The following is a 19,978-nucleotide window of genomic DNA, read 5'->3' on the forward strand; positions in this document are numbered from 1 at the left end:
TCCGCGGATGAGGTCATCCGGCAGAGCCATGCCGCCTTTCGCTACAGGGCGATGGCGTCACAGGCATGCACTATTTCATTTAGGAAACTGAAGGTATGTGCGCTGGCGCGCTTAGCTTGTCTTTGACGGGGAATGGGTTCAAAAGGGAACGATTCGGCCTGAAAAACAACGGCCGTGTGCGGAAAGCAGGCACAAAAAAGCCGGCGCATGGCCGGCTTCGACAGGGCGGGGAGGTTGCTTACTCTTCGCGCACCCACGTTTGCGAGCGCCCAAACATCGGCACGCCGACATAGCCGCGCACTTGCAGCTTGGTGCCGCCTTCCGTCAGTTCTGCCTTGCTCTTGTAGACCTTGCCGCTGGCCGGGTCCGTGATTTCGCCGCCTGTCCATTCCTTGCCGTCATATTTCAGGCCGGACAGGATCACCAGGCCGATGATGGGCTGGTCCTTGTTGGCGCCCGTGCACTTGTCGCACTTGGGATTTTGATCTTCATTCGGGCCACGGAACAGCTTTTCGATCTTGCCTTGCAAGACACCATTGTTTTCCGTGATGACAACGAGGGATTTCGGCTTGCCGCTGGCGTCATCGATTGTTTTCCACGTGCCGACGGGGGTGTAGTTGCCGTCGCGCGCGGTGGCGCTGCCGGCGATGGCCAGGGCGGCCACCAGTACGCTTGCTTTGAATAGTTTATGCATCGCTAGTCTCCTGTGGTTTTTTTGATCTGTTACGAAACAGTATAGATACCAAGGCAAGACCAGCAGTGCTGCGCGGCGTCAGGAGATGACGCCACGCAATCCTTCCAAACTTGCCTTATGCGCTGGCTAGTTTAGCAAACTGTTCGCGCAGTTTTTCAATTGTCGCCGAAAAACTGAGCAAACGCTCGTTTTCTTGTGCAACGATGGCGGCAGGGGCGCGCGCAACAAAGCTTTCATTGCCCAACTTGCTGTTGACCTTGGCAATTTCCGCTTCGATACGGGCGATTTCCTTGCCCAGGCGCTCGCGTTCGGCAGCCACGTCGATTTCCACTTTCAGCATCAGCTTGGTGGTGCCGACGATGGCGACGGCCGCTGGCGAGTCCGGCAGCGCATCGACGATCTGCACTTCGGCCAGCTTGCCAAGCGACTGGATGTACGGTGCGTACGACGCCAGCGCGGCTTTTTCCGTGGCATTGCCCGCTTCGACGATCAGCGGCACGCGCACGGAAGGCGAGATCTGCATTTCGCCGCGCAGGTTGCGCGTTGCGTCCGTCAAGGCTTTCAGCTGCTGCATCCACGCTTCCGCGCTTTCATCGATCTTCTCGGTGTTGGCGATCGGATACGGCTGCATCATGATCGAATCGCCCTCTGGCTTGAGCGTCTTGCCGGCCAAAGGCGCCACCGTTTGCCACAACGCTTCCGTGACGAACGGGATGATTGGATGGGCCAGGCGCAGCACGACTTCCAGCACGCGCAGCAGGGTGTGGCGGGTGGCGCGCTGCTGGCCTTCCGTGCCCTGTTGCACTTGGACTTTCGCGACTTCCAGGTACCAGTCGCAATACTCGTCCCACACGAATTTGTAGATGGTGGCGGCGATATTGTCGAAACGGAAGTCTTCAAAGCCCTTGGCCACGTCCAGTTCCGCTTTTTGCAGCAGCGAGATGATCCACTTGTCCGCTTGCGACAGGTCGGCGTCATTCGGCGTGCAGTCCTTGCCTTCCGTATTCATCATGACGAAACGGGTGGCGTTCCACATCTTGTTGCAGAAGTTGCGGTAGCCTTCGCAGCGGCCCAGGTCGAAATTGATGTTGCGGCCCAGCGATGCATAGCTGGCCATGGTGAAGCGCACGGCGTCCGTGCCGTAGGCGGAAATGCCTTCCGGGAATTCCTTGCGCGTTGCCTTGGTGATTTTTTCCGCGTCGCGCGGGTTCATCAAGCCCGTGGTGCGCTTGACGATCAAGCCTTCCAGGTCGATGCCGTCGATCAAGTCGATCGGGTCCAGGGTGTTGCCCTTCGACTTGGACATCTTCTGGCCCGTCGAATCGCGCACGAGGCCGTGCACGTAGACGGTTTCAAACGGTACCTTGCCCGTGAAGTGCGCCGTCATCATGACCATGCGCGCGACCCAGAAGAAGATGATGTCGAAACCCGTCACCAGCACGGACGATGGCAGGAAAGCCTTCATGTCCGGTGTTTCTTCCGGCCAGCCCATGGTCGAGAACGGTACGAGCGCCGACGAGAACCACGTGTCGAGCACGTCATCGTCGCGCTTCAAGGGGCCCGTGCTGCCGGCCGCCTGCGCCTTGGCGATGGCTTCCGCTTCCGTCTTGGCAACGAAGATATTGCCGGCATCGTCGTACCACGCCGGGATTTGATGGCCCCACCACAGCTGGCGCGAGATGCACCAGTCCTGGATGTTGTTGAGCCACTGGTTGTAGGTGGTGCTCCAGTTTTCCGGCACAAACTTGATTTCGCCATTGGCGACCTTGTCCAGCGCCGTTTCCGCGATCGATTTTCCTGGGAAGAAGGTGCCTTCCGGGGCCGGTTTGCTCATGGCGACAAACCACTGGTCCGTCAGCATCGGCTCGATGACGACGCCCGTGCGGTCGCCGCGCGGCACCATCAGCTTGTGCGGCTTGACTTGTTCCAGCAAGCCTTGCGCGTCGAGGTCGGCGACGATCTGCTTGCGCGCGGCGAAGCGGTCCATGCCGCGGTAGGCTGCCGGCGCGTCGTCGGTGATCTTCGCGTCCAGGGTCAAAATGACGATCTGCGCCAGCTTGTGGCGTTGGCCCACGGCGTAATCGTTCATATCGTGCGCCGGGGTGATCTTCACGCAGCCGGTGCCGAATTCCTTGTCGACGTATTCGTCGGCGATGATGGGGATTTCGCGGTCCGTCAGCGGCAGTTTCAGCATCTTGCCCACCAGCGTCGTGTAGCGCTCGTCCGTCGGATCGACGGCCACGGCCACGTCGCCCAGCATGGTTTCAGGACGGGTCGTGGCCACCGTCAGGAAACCGCTGCCGTCGGCCAGCGGGTACTTGATGTACCACATGGAACCGTCTTCTTCCTCGGACACCACTTCCAGGTCGGACACAGCCGTGCCCAGCACGGGGTCCCAGTTGACCAGGCGCTTGCCGCGGTAGATCAGGCCTTGCTCGAACAGGCGCACGAAGACGTCGGTGACGACTTTCGAGCGCGGCTCGTCCATCGTGAAGTATTCGCGCTGCCAGTCGGCCGAGGCGCCCAGGCGGCGCATCTGGCCGGTGATGATGGAACCGGATTTTTCTTTCCATTCCCACACTTTTTCCACGAATTTCTCGCGGCCCAGGTCATGGCGCGAAATCTTTTGCGCGTCCAGCTGGCGTTGCACGACGATCTGCGTGGCGATGCCCGCATGGTCGGTGCCGGGTATCCAGGCCGTGTTGTGGCCCAGCATGCGGTGGTAGCGGGTCAGGCCATCCATGATGGTCTGGTTGAACGCATGGCCCATGTGCAGGGTGCCGGTGACGTTCGGCGGCGGCAACTGGATGCTGAAGGAAGGTTTTCCCGCATCGAGGGTGGCGGTGAAGTAACCGCGCTGTTCCCACTCGGTGCGCCAGAATTGTTCAATGTCGGCGGGCTCGAAAGACTTGGCTAATTCCATGATTTGGCGTGTGATTGGCAAAAGGAACCATTATAAGGGGTGCATAAAGCATGCGCAGCAAATAGCGGCCTTGGATGGGCCGAAAAGCCGCGCACGATTGAGCAATATTGCTTCATTGTATTTTTTTCAAGCTATCATCTTTGTAACATTATTTGAAAGTCCAGAAGATCATGAAGACATTGTGGCAATTGGCCGTGCTCGGCGCTGGATTGGCTGCCGGTGACGCATGCGCTGGCGTTCTTGAGGGAATGGCGGCTTTCCAGCGCGGGCGCTGCATCGAGGCCGTGGCGCAATTGCGGGGACCGGCACAGGGCGGCAATATCAAGGCGCAAAAGGTTCTCGGCGATATCTATCTGGGCGAGGAGCGATGTGCGGACGTGGCGCGCAGCGATGCCGAAGCCGGGCGCTGGTATCTGCTGGCTGCCAAGGGCGGCGATCGCGTTGCGCAGGAGAAACTGGTTTCCCTGTATGCGAGCCGGTCGGGCAGCCTGCGCAATCCAGCGCGCGCGCTGCCCTGGCTGCGCAGTCTGGCGTCGCAGGGCGCCGGAGAACCGATGGCGCAACTGGCGCAAATGTATGAACAGGGCGAAGGCGCGCCGGCCGACACGGTGGTGTCGCATGCGCTCAGACTGCTGGCGCTGCAAGACAAGGAATGGAAGGGCGCGGCCGAGCTGGAGACGTATCTGCCGGCGCGCCGCCGCGCGATGTCGCCGGACCAGGTAGATGAAGCCGTGCGCCTGGCCGGCCGCTGGAAGCGCGGCGCGCCCCTGCCGGCGACGTCGCTGACGGGACGGCGCTCGCCGCAGGACTGGTACCGCCGCGCCGCCGAGGGCGGCGACATGGACGCCGCCTACCAGCTGGGCATGCGGTGCTGCAACGGGGCAGACGGCCTGGATGAAAAGGAGGCCGCCCGCTGGCTGCGCAAGGCGGCCGAAAGCGGCAACGCCAAGGCCCAGCTGAAGCTGGCCACGGTGTACGGCCTGGATCGGGGCGTGCCACAGGACTATGTGCTCGCTTCCATGCTGAGCCAGCTGGCGGCGGCGGGTGGGGAAGCGGGGGCTGCTGCCGCCGTGGCCGGCTGGGCAAAGGCGATGAACGCGGCGCAAAACGCCGAGGCGAATCAGCTGGCGCGGGCTTGGAAAGTGGGCATGCCGCTGCCGCAGCTTACCGTGCACGGCATGGAACGCGTGATCCATTATGTGCGCGAGGCGCGCGACAAGCTGCCGCCGACGCCCGAGGTGCAAGCGCTGTTCGACGCCGCCAGCGAGGGCGATGAAGCAGCCTTCGGCAAGCTGCTCGCCAGCGTCGCTTCGCCGGGCGCCTACCGGAGCGGCGAGTATACCTTGCTGCACGTCTTGATCTTGCCCGCGTACAGCTTGGTCGAAGCGGAACAGGCGTGGCAGAAGGCGCAACCGCGTCTGGACGATGAATTGCTGCAACAGATGCAGCGGCGGGCGCACCGCGAAGCGCAACGCGAGCGGCACGCCGCGCTGCTGCCGGCCAGGCTGCGCATGATGACGCTGCTGTTGCAGCGCGGCGTGCCGGTCGATGAAGGCACCGGGGGCAGGAGCGTCGCGCCCCTGCATCTGGCGGCCATGTATGGCAATGCCGCGATGGTGCGCCTGTTGCTGGCCCATGGCGCCGATGTCCGGCACTACGGCGCCGGAAACGATACGCTGGCGCCGCTGGAATACGCGCTGCAGCAGGAAGCTGCGGGCATTGTGCCGGAATTGCTCGACGTGGATGAACGTACGGCGAACATGATCGCCTTGTTGGACGCTGGCTCTGGCCTGCCCTATCTGGTGGGCGACCAGCGCATGGCAGAGTTGCGCCAGGCACAGAAGGCGAAAGACGGCGCGGTGCGGCCAGCCGAACGGCCGCAGGCCGATGACGTGCTGTGGAGCCGCTTGCTGGGCCTGACGCGTGGCACCGAAGTGCTCGATAAAATGCTGGCCACGGGCACCACGCCCGAGATCGACGACAAGGGCAAGTCGCTGTACGCCTACGCCGCCGAAGCGGGCAACGCCGGCGCGCTGGACTGGCTCAAGCAGCGCGTGCCCCGGCATGATGCGAAAGGCAATGACCGCTGGCTCGATGCCGCGATGCGCGCCATGTACCAGCACCAGCCGGCGTCCGAGGACGTGCTGCGCCAGCTGGTGATGCCCGGCATGCCGTGGGCGCAAGTCGGCCCCGCAGCCGAAGGGTTGCACGTGAGAAAACTGACGACGCTCGATACGCTGCACCTGGAAACGGAGACGCTGCTGTGGCATGCCGTGCGCAGCCAGCGGCCCGACTGGGTCGCCCGCCTGGCAGCGATGGGCGCGCCCGTCGTCAGCGACGGCTATCGTCCCCCCTTGCTCGCGGCAGTCGAAAATGGCGATGCGGCGATGGTCAAGCTGCTGCTGGACCTGGGCGCCGATCCGCTGGGCGGGGAATTCCCCGTCTTGAGGACGGCGCTGAAACTGAAGCCGACGCTGGAAAACAATACCGTGCTGACCTTGCTGCTGGCCGCTGTCACGGCGCGCCAGCCGCCAGCAGACATCAAGTGGTCGCCGCTGGACGAGGCGCTGCGTTCCGTGCGCGATGCGGCCGGCGTCGAACGGGTACGCCTGATGCTGGCGGCCGGCTTGCCGGCCAGCCAGTTGAGCAATAACGCCGCCATGCTGGCCGTGGCGTCGCCGCAGCGCGCGCTGGCGCCGCTGTTGCTGGAACACGGCATGTTGCGGCGCGCCGACGGCGTGCGGCGCGCGCCGGGCGATGCAGCGGTGCTGCGCCAGGCACTGCGGGCGCGGCGCGGCGATCTGCTGCCGCGTCTGCTGGACCTGGGGCTGGACCCGAACTGGCGCGGCGCGAATCAGAAGAGTGCGCTGGAGCAAGCCATCGTCAGCGGCGAGACCGAGGCCGTGCGCCTGTTCATCGCGCGCGGCGCGCGGATCGATGACAGCACGGAGCACGCATGGGGTGGTGCGCTGGACCTGGCTACCGCCAGCCTCGACGCCGATATCCTGGCCCTCGTCGCGGGCGGCTCGACGCTGCCGCTGGACAAGGTGTGCCTGCCGGACACGTCGAACCTGGTCAACATCGTCATGAATGCGTCCGACGCGTATTGGAACTTGCTGCTCCAGCAGGGTTTTGCTGCCGCGCCGCAGCGGTGCGAGCACGCCATGGCGCCGCGCCTGATCACCGCCTTTGCCGACGAACCGGGGGGCATACTGGCCGGCTGGCTGGGCCAGCGCCTTGCCGCGCGCCTGCCGCGCTTGGCCGGCGGCCTGCGGCAACTCGCGCCGCAGGACTGGAGCGCGCTGCGCGCCGCAGGGCGCGACGACATGCTGGCCATCCTGGCGGCCGGCGGCTGGCAGGTGCCGCCCGCCGCGGTTGCGGCCGCGCCCGTACACAAGGACAAGGCTGCCGACCTGGCGCTGCAACGGCGTTTGACGGGACGCTATGCGCTGGGGCGCAAGACCGAGGCCGCGTCGCAGATCGTCCTGCGCGCGGACGGGCGTTTCCGTTACCAGATGGTGTACGGCGCCGATGAGCAAGCTGCGCAGGGGCGCTGGTCGGTGCTGGACGGCGAGCTGCTGCTGCAGGGCGATGGGGCATCGCCCGATGCGCCCTTTGCGTTGTTGCCGCCGCGCCCGGGCGACGCCACCACCGGCCCGGCCCGCATCATCGTCGAATATCGCGACGAGGCCGTAGCCGATATCGGCCTGGCGGCGCTGGGCGATGCGCCCGCGTTTGCCAAAGGCGTCAGCGGCAAGCAGCCGTGGCAGGTGCCGTTTGCCGGGCCGCTACGGCATCTGGTGCTGTCCCATCCGGAAGCGGGCGTAGCCACGGTGGCGCTGCCGGCCCGGCAAGGCCTGCTGCGTTTTGCGCTGTATCCGCCGCGCTCGGGCATGCGCGATTTCCACGCTGTCATCGGCATCGAGGATGGCAAACTGGCCTGGAATCGCGATGGGCAAATGCTGTCGTACGACAAGGTGAAGTAAGCGCGGCCGTCGCCTGGGCATGGTGGCTGTCCCGGCATCGGGAGGGGGCCGTAAGCCCGTGTTTTGGCGGCCTGGCGAGTCGTTTTACTGCAACAGAACGGGGATCACGGCGCTGCCGATGCTATAATATCGGCCTCGGCGCCTCCTGCCTCATCCTTGCGGACGGCGCCAGCAGACGCGGTTGTATCAACGTTTCATATCCAACACGCGTCCGCGTCTCAAGGCCAGCGCATCTGCGATGCCAGCCACTTTCAGAGCGTCCCCTGCGGGCTGGGCGCCTGAGCCACGCGCACCGCCAGCGGTGCACCATTCACGGCGGAATCAAGGCGGCTCGTCATTGCACGCCGCTGCCGCCACAGCTTAGCCAGGAATGTTGTTATCTGGCCCGTCGTCTTTCGATACGGCATGTTCCACAGCGCCTGGCCGCTGTGGCGATGCCATGGCCGCGCGCTTTCCCGGTTTTGCCTGCATAAGGAAACCAGCATGAAAAAACTCTCGATCAGTGTCGGCCTCGTTTCGACCATCGCCACCCTGGGCGCCTTGCCTGCCGCCCATGCCCAGTCCTCCGTCAACGTGTATGGCTTGATGGATGCGGGCCTGGTGCAGGAAGGCGGCGTCAGCAAGCTCACCAGCGGCGTGTCGGCCGGTTCGCGTCTGGGCTTGCGCGGCACGGAATCCCTGGGCAATGGCTTGCAAGCCGTGTTCACGCTGGAAGCGGGTGTCCTGAGCGACACGGGCCGCTCGGACCAGGCAGGCCAGTTGTTTGGCCGCCAGGCGTTTGTCGGCATCGACAGTCCGCTGGGCATGCTGACCGTGGGCCGCCAGTACAACCTGCAGAGCCAGGCGCTGACCGACGTGGCCGATCCGTTCGAGGGCGGCATGGCGGGCGCGTCGACCAACCTGGCCGGCTATTCGGCCACGCGCATCGACAATACCGTGCGCTACACCTCGCCCGAGCTGCGCGGCGTCACGGCTACGGTCATGGTCGGCTTTGGCGAACACACGGGGATTGCGGCGGACCAGCGTTCGCTGGGCCTGGCCCTCGGCTATGTCAACGGTCCATTGACCTTGCGCCTGGCGCGCCAGAGCCGTGCCGGCGAGCCGGGCAAAGCCGACGTGAACAACACGATATTGGCCGGTAACTACAACTTCGGCGTGGCCACGGCGTTTGCCGGCTATGGCCGCAATACGGGCGATGGCAGCAGCATGTTCTTTGCGGAAAATCCGTACGGCGCGGCGCAGGCGCCGGCCCAGTCCACCGACAGCCGCGACGCCATCGTCGGTGTATCCGTGCCGCTCGGCGCGACTACCCTGCTGGCCTCGTATGTGCGCAAGGATGACCGCGACGCTGCCAACCGCGATGCGCAGCAGCTGGCCATCGGCGCCACGTATGCCTTGTCCAAGCGCAGCAAGGTGTATGTTGCCTACGCGCACATCCGTAACCGCAACGATGCCGCCTACATGGTGGGCAATGCCACCGAAGTGGGCAGCGGCAACCGCGCCTTCAACGTCGGCCTGCGCCACGCGTTTTAAACCGTCACGCTAGGCGGGCAGCATGCTGCCTTCGTGCAGCAGCGCTTCGAAGGCGGGGGCGGCCAGGGGGCGGCTGAACAAATAGCCCTGCATCTGGTCGCAGCCTTGCTGGCGCAGGAAGGCCAGCTGCTGTTCCGTTTCCACACCTTCGGCGATGACTTTCAGGCGCAAGCTGTGCGCCAGTGAAATGATGGCGCGCACGATGGCGGCGTCGTCGTCGCTGTGCGTGATGTCGCTGACGAAGGTCTTGTCGATTTTCAGCACGTCGATAGGGAAGTGGCGCAAGTAGGCCAGGCTGGAATAGCCGGTGCCGAAGTCGTCGATGGACAATTGCACGCCCAGCGCCTTCAAGTTGGCCATGATGGCCGTGGCTTGCTCCACGTTATGCATGACCATGCTTTCCGTCAATTCCAGTTCCAGATGGGCCGCATCGAGGCCTGTCTCGGCCAGTGCCTGCGCCACCGCGTGCAGCAGATTCCTTTGCTTGAATTGTCGCGCCGACAGATTGACGGCCAGGCGCAGCGGGCCATGGCCGGCCAGTTGCCAGGCGCGCGTCTGGGCGCACGCCGTGCGCAGCACCCAGTCGCCAATGGGGGTGATCAAGCCCATTTCCTCGGCCAGGCCGATGAAGCTGGCAGGTGGAATACGCCCCAGTTGCGGATGTTGCCAGCGCAGCAGCGCTTCCATGCCCACCACGGCGCCGCTGGCCAAGTCCAGCTGGGGCTGGTATTCGAGGTGGAATTGCCCGCGTTCCAGGGCGTGGCGCAACTCGCTCTCCAGCCCCAGGCGCTCCAGGGTGCCCGCATTCATGCCCGAGGCATAGAATTGCCAGTTGCCCCGTCCCTGTTCCTTGGCGCGGTACATGGCGATGTCGGCGTGCTTGATCAGGGTGTCGGCATTCTGTCCATCATCGGGATACACGGCCACGCCCATGCAACAGCTGAGAAAAAATTCATATTCGCCCAGTTGCAGCGGTTGCGCCACGGCGTCCTGGATGCGCTGCAGAATGGCCGCGCCCGGTTCGCCATTGCCATGCTGGGGCAGCAGCAGCACGAATTCGTCGCCGCCCAGGCGTGCCACCGTGTCGACTTCGCGCGTGGCGTCGCGCAGGCGTTCGGCCACGCTTTTCAGCACCAGGTCGCCTGCATCATGGCCCAGGGTATCGTTGACGAATTTAAAGCGGTCGAGGTCGATGAAAACCACCCACAGGGGAAGGCCGCTGCGCCGCGTCACGGCCATCGCCTGCTCCAGCCGTTCGCGCAGCAGTGCCCGGTTGGCCAGGCCCGTCAGGATATCGTGCCTGGCCTGGAATTCCATTTCCTGTTCGAAACGCATGACGGTGCTGATGTCGTATTGCGCCACGACAAAGTGACTGAGCGCGCCATCGCCATCGTCGCGCACGGGCGCGACGAACAGCTCGCTCCAGTAGCTGCTGCCATCCTTGCGGAAATTGCGCACGATGGCCTTGCCTTCGCGCTGTTCGCGCAGGGCCGCCGTAATGGCGTGCATGTCTTGCCGCCCCTGCTCGGGACCCTGCAAGTCTTCCAGGCGCTGGCCGATGACTTCGCCCGCCGTATAGCCGGTGATGCGCTCGAAGGCAGGGTTGACGTATTCGATCAGATAGCCCGGTGCGTCGGCGCTGCACAGGATGATGGCATTGGCCGACACTTCGATGATGCGTTCGCGCAGCCGCAGCGACTTTTCATTGTGCATGCGCGCGGCGATGTCTTCGGACAGGCGCAAATTGGCAAACTGCAGCGCCGCCGTGCGCTCGCCCGTGATGCGGGCAATCACGGAATTGCGCGAGACCAGCTGATACACATACGCGGCCGCCAGCAGGCTCGACAGCACACCACCGAGCAGCACATACAGCGAGCCGCGATGGCTGGCGTCCAGGCCCATGCCTTTGGCCGGCAGCAGGGCGGCGCCCAGCGTGTGCCCGCTGGCATGGTACTGCAGCAGCAGCCGGGCACTTTCCGCTTCGATCTGGCGTGCCGAGACGTAGCACAGGGCCGTCAGGCACAGCCCGAACGCCAGGGTGAGCAGGGCCGAGGTAGAAACAGAAATGGAGATGCGCTTGAAGAATGATTGCATGGTGGCCCCGTGGCAGCGCCGGTGCCGATCCATGATCAGGCAGGCCGGGCAGTGACTGACTGTAGGGCGGGCGGCGAAATGTCGTCCGTTCGCTACCGAACGGACGGGCATGCCGACAAGAAATATAGTCGGGTCACTGTGCAAGCGCTGTGTTACGCTGCACTACATGGCGACCCTCGTTCGGACGCCTTTCAACTATCCCCTAGCTGACGACTGGAAAACAGGAAACCTGCCCATGTCGAGTCCGCATGCCCAGTTACACAACCCGAATCAAAACCATTTGCTCGCCGCCATGCTCGACGCCGATTTCGCGCGCCTGGCCCCCCACCTGGAGCAAGTATCCATGCTGCTCGGTGACGTGATCTACGATTCGGGCGACAAGCTGCAGCATGTGTACTTCCCCACCACGGCCATCGTTTCCATTCACTACCTGCTGGAAAACGGCGGCTCGTCGGAAATTGCCGGCGTCGGCAATGAAGGCGTCGTGGGCGTGTCGCTGTTCATGGGCGGCAATTCGACGCCGAGCCGCGCCGTCGTGCAGACAGGCGGCGTCGGCTACCGGCTGAAGGCGCATTTGTTGATGGAAGAGTTCGACCGCGCCGGTCCCGTCATGCGCTTGCTGCTGCGCTATACGCAAGCGCTGATCACGCAAATGTCGCAAACGGCCGTCTGCAACCGCCACCATACGGTGGAGCAGCAGCTGTGCCGCTGGCTGCTGCTGACCATGGACCGCCTGCCGAACCGCGAGCTGACGATGACGCAGGAGTTGATTGCCAACATGCTGGGCGTACGCCGCGAAGGCGTGACGGAGGCGGCCGGGCGCCTGCAGGCGCGCGGCTTCATCAGCTACCGGCGCGGCCATATCTCCGTGCTGGACCGTGCCGGCCTCGAAGGCCATGTGTGCGAATGCTATGGCGTGGTCAAAAAGGAATTCACGCGCCTGTTGTCGGATGTGCGCCAGCGCCAGGCGCACTGAACACCGCATCTTTTTTTTATCGTTGTTACAGCTCAGGCTACCCCATGCAATCTGTTGAAAACATTCCCCCGCGCGCACCGTCGCGCTGGCCCATGGCGCTGGCGTTTTCGTTCAGCGCCATCGTGCTGCTGGCCATCGGCCTGCTGGCCTGGCGCGCGCCGTTCGAGACGGCATGCGTCATCGACGCGCTGGTCTTCTTGCTGCTGATGCTGCTTGTCGCGCTGTACCGGCGCACCTTGGCGGCCAGCCTGCCGCGCCAGCTGCTCAAGGCGGGCGCCTTGCAGGATGCGATTTTCAACAGCGCCAATTTCTCGTGCATCGCCACCGATGCGCAGGGCGTGATCCAGATCTTCAACGTGGGCGCCGAACGCATGCTGGGCTATGAAGCGAGCGACGTGGTGGACAAGCTGACGCCGGCCGGTATTTCCGATGCGCAAGAAATCGTCGCGCGCGCGGCCGCCCTCAGTGCCGAACTCGACAGGGTCATCACGCCCGGCGTGGAAGCGCTCGTGTTCAAGGCCACGCGCGGCATCGAAGACATTTATGAACTGACCTACATCCGCAAGGATGGCAGCCGCTTCCCGGCCATCGTCTCCGTGACGGCCTTGCGCGACGTGCAGAACAAGGTCATCGGTTACTTGCTGATCGGCACGGACAATACGGCACGCAAGCAGGTCGAGGCGGAACAGGCGCTGCTGGACCAGCGCCTGCGCGAACAGCAGGCGTATACGCGCTCGCTGGTAGAGACCAACAATGCGGAGTTGAAGAAGGCGCGCCTGGTGGCGGAAAAGGCCAACCGCGCCAAGTCCGAATTCCTGTCGAGCATGAGCCACGAATTGCGCACGCCCCTGAATGCCGTGCTGGGCTTTGCGCAGCTGATGGCGTCCGACGTGCCGCCACCGAGCCCGCCGCAGCAGCGCTCGATCGAACAAATCCTCAAGGGCGGCTGGTATCTGTTACGCCTGATTAACGAGATCCTCGACCTGGCCATGATCGAATCGGGCAAGGTCACCTTGTCACAGGAAGCCATGTCCCTGCTCGACGTGCTGCAGGATTGCCAGGCGATGATCGCGCCGCAGGCGGAAAAGCGCGGCATCCGCATGCACTTCCCCCGCTGCGGCCAGGCCTTCTATGTGCATGCGGACCGCACGCGCGTGAAACAGGTGATGGTCAACCTGTTGTCGAACGCCATCAAGTACAACCAGGGCGGCGGCACCGTTACCGTCGATTGCAGCCAGCGCGGCGCCAAGGTGCGGGTCAGCGTGCGCGACAGTGGCGTCGGCCTCGATGCGGGCCAGGTGGCACAGTTGTTCCAGCCCTTCAACCGCCTGGGACAGGAAAACAGCACGGAAGAGGGCACGGGCATCGGTCTCGTCGTCACCAAACAATTGATCGAATTGATGGGCGGCACCATCGGCGTCGACAGCACGGTGGGCGTGGGCACCACGTTCTGGTTCGAGCTCGCTTCGAGCAGCGCGCCGGCATTGGTGCTGGGCGATGGCGACGCGCTGCCGCAGGTGCAGGTGCCGCAGGAAAGCCAGCGCACCTTGCTGTACGTGGAAGACAATCCCGCCAACCTGGCGCTGGTGGAGCAACTGATCGCCCGCCGCAGCGATTTGAAGTTGCTCACAGCCATCGATGCGCACCTGGGTATCGACCTGGCGCGCACGTATCAGCCGGACGTGATCTTGATGGATATCAACCTGCCCGGCATCAGCGGCTTCGGCGCACTGCATATCCTGCACGACGACCCGCTCACCAGCCACATTCCCGTGATGGCCCTGTCGGCCAACGCCGTGCCACGCGACATCGAGAAAGGCCTGGAAGCGGGTTTCTTCCGCTATTTGACCAAGCCGATCAAGGTCGTCGAGTTCATGGATGCGCTCGACGTGGCCCTGCACCATGCGGCCGCGCACGGCCTGGCCGACGACACTCACGCAGTACGCTAATTCAGCACTTAATTTTAGGAATACCGCCATGCTTCAAGCCACCGAGATCCTGAACGCCAGCATCCTCATCGTTGATGACCAGGAGGCCAACGTCATGCTGCTGGAACAGGTGCTGCGCAATGCCGGCTATACGCGCATCACCTCCACCATGGATCCGCAAGCCGTGCATGCGCTGCACCAGCAGCACCGTTACGACCTGATCCTGCTCGACTTGCAGATGCCGGAAATGGATGGCTTCGAGGTGATGGAAGGCTTGCGCGACATCGAGGCGGGCAGCTATCTGCCCGTGCTGGTGATCACGGCCCAGCCCGGCCACAAGCTGCGCGCGCTGCAAGCGGGCGCCAAGGATTTCGTCAGCAAGCCCTTCGACCTGGTGGAAGTGAAAACGCGCATCCACAACATGCTGGAAGTGCGCTTGCTGTACCAGAAGCTGGCCGAATACAACAAGTCGCTGGAACAGATGGTGGAAGCGCGCACGGCGGAGCTGCGCGAAAGCGAAGCGCGCTTCCAGCGCTTCACGGAACTGTCGTCCGACTGGTACTGGGAACAGGATGCGCAAGGCAATCTGACGCGCTTTTCCGGTCCCGTGGCCGAAATGCTGGGCATTGGCAGCGAGGAAGAGCCACAGCGCTGGAATGCCACCGAACGCGCGCTGCTCGACGCAAAAATTGCCGCACGCGAACCGTTCCTTGATTTCATCTACAGCCGTGCCAACCTCGACGGCAGCACGCAGTACCTGCAAGTGAGCGGCGAACCGATGTTCGACAATGGCAGCCGCTTCATCGGCTACCGCGGCATCGGCCTCGATGTCACGGAGCGCTTGCGCATCGCCTGATTTATACTTGGTGCCATCCACATCCACAAGGAAAGCATCATGGCTGACAAATCTCCCTCCTATTGGTTCCCCGCCAAGACCTATGGCTGGGGCTGGGGCCTGCCCATCACCTGGCAAGGCTGGCTGGTGTTCCTGGCCGCGCTGGCGCTGTTCGCCTGCGGCGCCTTCCTGTTTCCGCCGCAAACCATGCTGGTCGGCTATATCGTCTATGAAGTGGCCATCGTTGCCGTGCTCATTTTCATCTGCCAGCTGAAGGGCGAACCGACCAGCTGGCGCTGGGGCAAGAAGAAATAAGCGCGATAGCGTCTGTTGCAATGCAGCAGATGCGCAAAGACGACACCTGCAAGAAATCATCTGGCCACGCGGCGTGAACCGCGTATAATTGGCTCGCTGCCGCAAGGCGGCAAACGCTAGGGGTCCTGCCTTTCGCTGTGGAAACACGGTGCAAGCGCGGGTGAGAAATACCCTCCGAACCTGATCTGGATAATGCCAGCGAAGGGAAGCTTTAGGATGAACGCACCCCGCTTTTCCGCGTGCGCGCAGCCGAACCTCCTTAGCTGGCTCCAGGCTTAAAAACAGTCTAGCCAAGGAGCCAAAATGAACGCCAACCCGAAATTCCTCTCCGCCACCGCCACGGTCGACGAAGCCGCCATCGCGCCGCTGCCCAATTCGCGCAAGATTTACGTGCAAGGCAGCCGGCCCGACATCCGCGTGCCCATGCGCGAGATCAGCCAGTCCGATACGGAAGCGTCGTTTGGCGGCGAAAAGAATCCGCCGATCTACGTCTACGACACCTCCGGCCCCTACACGGACCCGGACGTGCAGATCGACATCCGCTCTGGCCTCGATACGCCGCGCCTGCCGTGGATCATGGAACGGGCCGATACGGAAGAATTGCCCGGTCCGACCTCCGATTACGGCATCGCCCGCCTGGCGGACCCGAAACTGGCCGAGCTGCGTTTCAACTTGCACCGCAAGCCGCGCCGCGCTATTGCCGGCAAGAACGTGACGCAAATGCATTACGCGCGCCAAGGCATCATCACGCCGGAAATGGAATTCGTTGCCATCCGCGAAAACATGCGCCGACAGGAGTATTTGCGCGAACTCAAGGCTTCCGGCCCCATGGGAGAACGCCTGGCCGACCTGATGGGCCGCCAGCATCCTGGCCAGTCGTTCGGCGCCAGCATCCCGGCGGAAATCACGCCGGAATTCGTGCGCGAGGAAATCGCCCGCGGCCGCGCCATCATTCCCGCCAACATCAACCACCCGGAAGTGGAACCGATGATTATCGGCCGCAATTTCCTCGTGAAGATCAATGCGAATATCGGCAATTCCGCCGTAACGTCTTCCATCGGTGAGGAAGTGGAAAAGATGACCTGGGCCATTCGCTGGGGCGGCGACAATGTGATGGATCTGTCCACAGGTAAACATATCCACGAGACGCGCGAATGGATCGTGCGCAACAGCCCCGTCCCAATCGGCACCGTGCCCATCTACCAGGCGCTGGAAAAGGTCAATGGCAAGGCCGAAGATTTAACTTGGGAAATTTTCCGCGACACCCTGATCGAGCAGGCCGAGCAGGGCGTCGACTACTTCACCATCCACGCGGGCGTGCTGCTGCGCTATGTGCCGATGACGGCCAAGCGCTTGACGGGCATCGTCTCGCGCGGCGGCTCCATCATGGCGAAATGGTGTCTGGCGCACCATCAGGAATCATTCCTGTACACGCATTTCGAAGAGATCTGCGAAATCATGAAGGCGTATGACGTGTCGTTCTCGCTGGGCGACGGCTTGCGTCCCGGTTCCATCTACGACGCCAACGACGAGGCGCAGCTGGGCGAACTGAAAACCCTGGGCGAACTGACGCAGGTTGCGTGGAAGCACGACGTGCAAGTGATGATCGAAGGTCCGGGCCACGTACCGATGCAGCTCATCAAGGAAAACATGGACTTGCAGCTGGAGCAGTGCGGCGAAGCGCCGTTCTACACCCTGGGACCGTTGACGACGGATATCGCGCCCGGCTACGATCACATCACCTCGGGCATCGGCGCGGCCATGATCGGCTGGTATGGAACGGCCATGCTGTGCTATGTGACGCCGAAGGAACACCTGGGCCTGCCCAACAAGGCGGACGTCAAGGATGGCATCATCACGTACAAGATCGCGGCGCATGCGGCCGACCTGGCCAAGGGCCATCCGGGCGCGCAAATCCGCGACAACGCGCTGTCGAAAGCCCGCTTCGAATTCCGCTGGGACGACCAGTTCAACATCGGCCTGGACCCGGACAAAGCGCGCGAATTCCACGATGAAACCCTGCCCAAGGATTCGGCCAAGGTGGCGCATTTCTGCTCCATGTGCGGCCCCCATTTCTGCTCGATGAAGATCACGCAGGAAGTGCGCGAATACGCGGCCGGCATGGGTATCGCGGAAGATAAGGCGCTCAAGCAGGGCATGGAAATCAAGGCCATCGAATTCATCAAGAACGGCGCCGAGCTGTACCGCAAGGTCTGAAGGAGAGCGTGATGCCTGCATTGATATCCATCACGCTCAACGGCGCACCGCACCAGGTGCCGCCGGGGCAAACCCTCGATCAATTGATCGCCGCCCTGTCGCTGGAAAACCAGGCGCTGGCGCTGGCTGTCAACCGCAACGTCGTGCCGCGCAAGGCGTGGCAGGACCGGGTCCTGGAAACTCAGGATCACGTGGAAATCGTACGCGCGATTGGCGGCGGTTAAATTGAGAATAGACAAGGAAACGCACATGAACACCGCAACAAATAACGACCTGCTGACCATCGCAGGAAAACAGTACCCATCGCGCCTGCTGGTGGGCAGCGGCAAGTACAAGGATTTGCCGCAGACGCGCGAAGCGACGGATGCGGCGGAAGCGCAGATCATCACGGTGGCGATCCGCAGGGTCAACATTGGCCAGGACCCGAACGCGCCCAGCCTGCTCGATTTCGTGCCACCGGACCAGTACACGATCTTGCCGAACACGGCCGGCTGCTACAACGCAAAAGATGCCGTCTACACCTTGCAACTGGCACGCGAGCTCCTGGGCGGGCGCAATCTGGTGAAGCTGGAAGTGCTGGGCGACGAAAAAACCTTGTTTCCGCACATGCCGGAAACCCTGGTCGCGGCCGAAGCGCTGGTCAAGGATGGCTTCGACGTGATGGTCTACTGCAGCGACGACCCCATCCAGGCGAAGATTCTGGAGGACATCGGCTGCGTGGCCGTCATGCCGCTGGCGTCGCTGATCGGCTCGGGCATGGGCATCCTGAATCCGTGGAACTTGTCGCTGATCATCGATCAGGCGAAAGTACCCGTGCTGGTGGACGCAGGCGTGGGCACGGCGTCGGATGCGGCCATTGCCATGGAACTCGGCTGCGATGGCGTGCTGATGAATACAGCCATCGCCGGTGCGCGCGACCCCGTGCGCATGGCGCATGCCATGAAGCTGGCCGTGCGGGCCGGGCGCGAAGCATTCCTGGCGGGGCGCATGCCGCGTAAATTCGCTGCTTCGCCATCGTCGCCGATGGCGGGCCGGCTGGCGTGATGGCGCGACGGCGTCCCACCGTGCTCGTGTTTGCCGGCGCCGATCCGTCGGGCGGCGCCGGCATCGCCGCCGATATCGTGGCGATTGCCGCGCAGGGCGCGCATGCCTTGCCTGTCATCACGGCGCTGACGGTGCAGGACAACGACCGCGTGTTTGCTGTCGAGCCTGTGGCCCCGGAATTGCTGCGCCGACAGGCGCAGGCGCTGATCGACAGGATCGCCATCGATGCCGTGAAGATCGGCATTCCCGGCAGCGCCGCGAATGCGGCCGTCATTGCGCAACTGATCGCGCAATTGCGGCTGGTCTGGCCGGATTTGCCTGTCGTGCTCGATCCCGTGCTGGCCAGCGGCCATGGCGACGTGCTCAGCCGGGACGACGCCGTGCTGGCGCTGGCGCCCTTGCTGCCGGTGACTACCGTCATCGTACCGAACGGGCCGGAAGCGGCGGCCCTCGGCGGCGAGAAAAACCTGCGCGCGCAAGGCTGCAAGAACGTGCTGGTGACGGGCGGCCATGGCGAAGGCGAGGTGATCGTCAACCGCTGGCACGATGGCGAGGACAGGGCGCGCGAGTGGCGCTGGCCGCGCCTGCCCGGCGAATTCCACGGCAGCGGCTGTACCCTGGCGTCCGCCATCGCGGCGCGCCTGGCACTGGGCCAGGCATTGCCCGAAGCGCTTGATGGCGCGCAAGCCTATTGCCATGCGACCCTGGCCGGCGCGTATGCGGTTGCGCCAGGCCAGCTGATGCCGCAACGATTCATTCAATAAGGAAAACATCATGCGTGGACTGTATCTAGTTACCCCGAACTGGGATGACACCGACCGCCTGCTCGATATCACGGAACAGGCTTTGCACGGTGGCGTGGCCCTGCTGCAATACCGCCACAAGAGCGCCGAGGCGGAACAGCGGCGCGAGCAGGCGGGCGCCTTGCTGGCACTGGCCCGCAAATATGGCGTGCCTTTCATCATCAACGATTTTATCGAGCTGTGCGAAGAGCTCGACGCGGACGGCGTGCACGTGGGCGGCACGGATGCGTCCGTCGCGCAGGTGCGCGCGCGCCTGGGCAAGGACAAGCTCGTCGGCGCCTCGTGCTATGGCGACATGGCCCTGGCGCGGACGGCAGAGGCGGGTGGCGCCAGCTACGTGGCCTTCGGCGGCTTCTATCCCTCGCTGGTGAAAAAGTATCCGGTCACGACACCATTGGATATCGTGCTGCAGGCCAAGCGCGAGATCGCCTTGCCCTGCGTGGTGATCGGCGGCATGACGCCGGAGAACGCCGCGCCGCTGGTGGCGCGCGGCGCCGACATGGTGGCGGCCATCAGCAGCGTCTTTGGCAAAGAATACCAGGCGGACGATGTGAATATTGCGGTGCAGCAATTCAATCACTTGTTTGCGGCATGAGCATGCGGGTGCAGGGCTGGTTTGGGCGGATAATC

The 19,978-nt window shown here is 63.5% G+C and carries 14 protein-coding genes and 1 riboswitch; of the genes, 11 read left to right on the plus strand and 3 right to left on the minus strand.

What is annotated here, in order from left to right:
• Positions 1–238: 238 nt before the first annotated feature.
• Together O3297_RS27185 and O3297_RS27190 are read right to left on the minus strand one after the other, a co-directional pair.
• Entirely contained in the window at positions 239–694 is a 456-nt protein-coding gene (locus O3297_RS27185; RefSeq protein WP_034784781.1) for a DUF2147 domain-containing protein, read from the minus strand.
• A gap of 115 nt (positions 695–809) precedes the next feature.
• Complete coding sequence (locus O3297_RS27190) at positions 810–3,617, minus strand: valine--tRNA ligase (RefSeq protein WP_305051036.1); 2,808 nt, start codon at positions 3,615–3,617, stop codon at positions 810–812.
• Between the two features lie 248 nt (positions 3,618–3,865).
• On the opposite strand from O3297_RS27190, the gene O3297_RS27195 reads away from it, so the two are divergent.
• Entirely contained in the window at positions 3,866–7,603 is a 3,738-nt protein-coding gene (locus tag O3297_RS27195) for an ankyrin repeat domain-containing protein (protein ID WP_305051038.1), read from the plus strand.
• Between the two features lie 483 nt (positions 7,604–8,086).
• Entirely contained in the window at positions 8,087–9,136 is a 1,050-nt protein-coding gene (locus O3297_RS27200; RefSeq protein ID WP_099395679.1) for a porin, read from the plus strand.
• 9 nt (positions 9,137–9,145) lie between these two features.
• Here the strand turns inward: O3297_RS27200 and O3297_RS27205 are convergent, their stop codons facing one another.
• Positions 9,146–11,230, minus strand: a complete 2,085-nt coding sequence (locus O3297_RS27205; protein WP_305051039.1) for a bifunctional diguanylate cyclase/phosphodiesterase — start codon at positions 11,228–11,230, stop codon at positions 9,146–9,148.
• Between the two features lie 235 nt (positions 11,231–11,465).
• Here O3297_RS27205 and O3297_RS27210 point away from each other — a divergent pair, with 235 nt between their 5' ends.
• The 9 genes from O3297_RS27210 to thiE all read left to right on the plus strand — a co-directional run bounded on the left by O3297_RS27210 (position 11,466) and on the right by thiE (position 19,943).
• Positions 11,466–12,206 (plus strand): Crp/Fnr family transcriptional regulator, encoded by a 741-nt coding sequence (locus O3297_RS27210; protein WP_092612804.1) that lies wholly within the window; start codon positions 11,466–11,468, stop codon positions 12,204–12,206.
• Between the two features lie 44 nt (positions 12,207–12,250).
• Positions 12,251–14,155, plus strand: coding sequence for an ATP-binding protein (locus O3297_RS27215; protein ID WP_240317681.1), 1,905 nt, complete (start codon positions 12,251–12,253; stop codon positions 14,153–14,155).
• Positions 14,156–14,183: 28 nt separating this feature from the next.
• Complete coding sequence (locus O3297_RS27220; RefSeq protein ID WP_034784792.1) at positions 14,184–14,990, plus strand: response regulator; 807 nt, start codon at positions 14,184–14,186, stop codon at positions 14,988–14,990.
• A gap of 39 nt (positions 14,991–15,029) precedes the next feature.
• Positions 15,030–15,284 (plus strand): hypothetical protein, encoded by a 255-nt coding sequence (locus tag O3297_RS27225; RefSeq protein ID WP_034784794.1) that lies wholly within the window; start codon positions 15,030–15,032, stop codon positions 15,282–15,284.
• A 108-nt stretch (positions 15,285–15,392) separates the two neighbouring features.
• Positions 15,393–15,508: riboswitch (TPP riboswitch) on the plus strand.
• Positions 15,509–15,587: 79 nt separating this feature from the next.
• Entirely contained in the window at positions 15,588–17,501 is a 1,914-nt protein-coding gene (thiC, locus tag O3297_RS27230) for a phosphomethylpyrimidine synthase ThiC (RefSeq protein ID WP_034784795.1), read from the plus strand.
• A gap of 20 nt (positions 17,502–17,521) precedes the next feature.
• Positions 17,522–17,725, plus strand: a complete 204-nt coding sequence (gene thiS, locus O3297_RS27235) for a sulfur carrier protein ThiS (protein ID WP_099395723.1) — start codon at positions 17,522–17,524, stop codon at positions 17,723–17,725.
• 25 nt (positions 17,726–17,750) lie between these two features.
• Positions 17,751–18,545, plus strand: a complete 795-nt coding sequence (locus O3297_RS27240; RefSeq protein ID WP_099390046.1) for a thiazole synthase — start codon at positions 17,751–17,753, stop codon at positions 18,543–18,545.
• Positions 18,545–19,309: a hydroxymethylpyrimidine/phosphomethylpyrimidine kinase gene (locus O3297_RS27245; RefSeq protein ID WP_305051043.1), complete on the plus strand. Its 765-nt coding sequence runs from the start codon at positions 18,545–18,547 to the stop codon at positions 19,307–19,309. The genes O3297_RS27240 and O3297_RS27245 overlap by 1 nt, the downstream gene beginning before the upstream one ends.
• A gap of 10 nt (positions 19,310–19,319) precedes the next feature.
• The gene (gene thiE / locus O3297_RS27250; RefSeq protein ID WP_305051045.1) at positions 19,320–19,943 is read left to right on the plus strand and encodes a thiamine phosphate synthase; all 624 of its coding nucleotides are present in this window, start codon (positions 19,320–19,322) and stop codon (positions 19,941–19,943) included.
• Positions 19,944–19,978: the final 35 nt, after the last annotated feature.

The organism is Janthinobacterium sp. SUN128 (assembly GCF_030587275.1).
Classification (GTDB): domain Bacteria; phylum Pseudomonadota; class Gammaproteobacteria; order Burkholderiales; family Burkholderiaceae_D; genus Janthinobacterium; species Janthinobacterium lividum.

Bases quoted from the DNA above. Each gene is read 5' to 3' on its own strand.
- O3297_RS27185 (WP_034784781.1), bottom strand. From the start codon at position 694: ATGCATAAACTATTCAAAGCAAGCGTACTGGTGGCCGCCCTGGCCATC.
- O3297_RS27190 (WP_305051036.1), bottom strand. From the start codon at position 3,617: ATGGAATTAGCCAAGTCTTTCGAGCCCGCCGACATTGAACAATTCTGG.
- O3297_RS27195 (WP_305051038.1), top strand. From the start codon at position 3,866: ATGGCGGCTTTCCAGCGCGGGCGCTGCATCGAGGCCGTGGCGCAATTG.
- O3297_RS27200 (WP_099395679.1), top strand. From the start codon at position 8,087: ATGAAAAAACTCTCGATCAGTGTCGGCCTCGTTTCGACCATCGCCACC.
- O3297_RS27205 (WP_305051039.1), bottom strand. From the start codon at position 11,230: ATGCAATCATTCTTCAAGCGCATCTCCATTTCTGTTTCTACCTCGGCC.
- O3297_RS27210 (WP_092612804.1), top strand. From the start codon at position 11,466: ATGTCGAGTCCGCATGCCCAGTTACACAACCCGAATCAAAACCATTTG.
- O3297_RS27215 (WP_240317681.1), top strand. From the start codon at position 12,251: ATGCAATCTGTTGAAAACATTCCCCCGCGCGCACCGTCGCGCTGGCCC.
- O3297_RS27220 (WP_034784792.1), top strand. From the start codon at position 14,184: ATGCTTCAAGCCACCGAGATCCTGAACGCCAGCATCCTCATCGTTGAT.
- O3297_RS27225 (WP_034784794.1), top strand. From the start codon at position 15,030: ATGGCTGACAAATCTCCCTCCTATTGGTTCCCCGCCAAGACCTATGGC.
- thiC (WP_034784795.1), top strand. From the start codon at position 15,588: ATGAACGCCAACCCGAAATTCCTCTCCGCCACCGCCACGGTCGACGAA.
- O3297_RS27240 (WP_099390046.1), top strand. From the start codon at position 17,751: ATGAACACCGCAACAAATAACGACCTGCTGACCATCGCAGGAAAACAG.
- O3297_RS27245 (WP_305051043.1), top strand. From the start codon at position 18,545: ATGGCGCGACGGCGTCCCACCGTGCTCGTGTTTGCCGGCGCCGATCCG.
- thiE (WP_305051045.1), top strand. From the start codon at position 19,320: ATGCGTGGACTGTATCTAGTTACCCCGAACTGGGATGACACCGACCGC.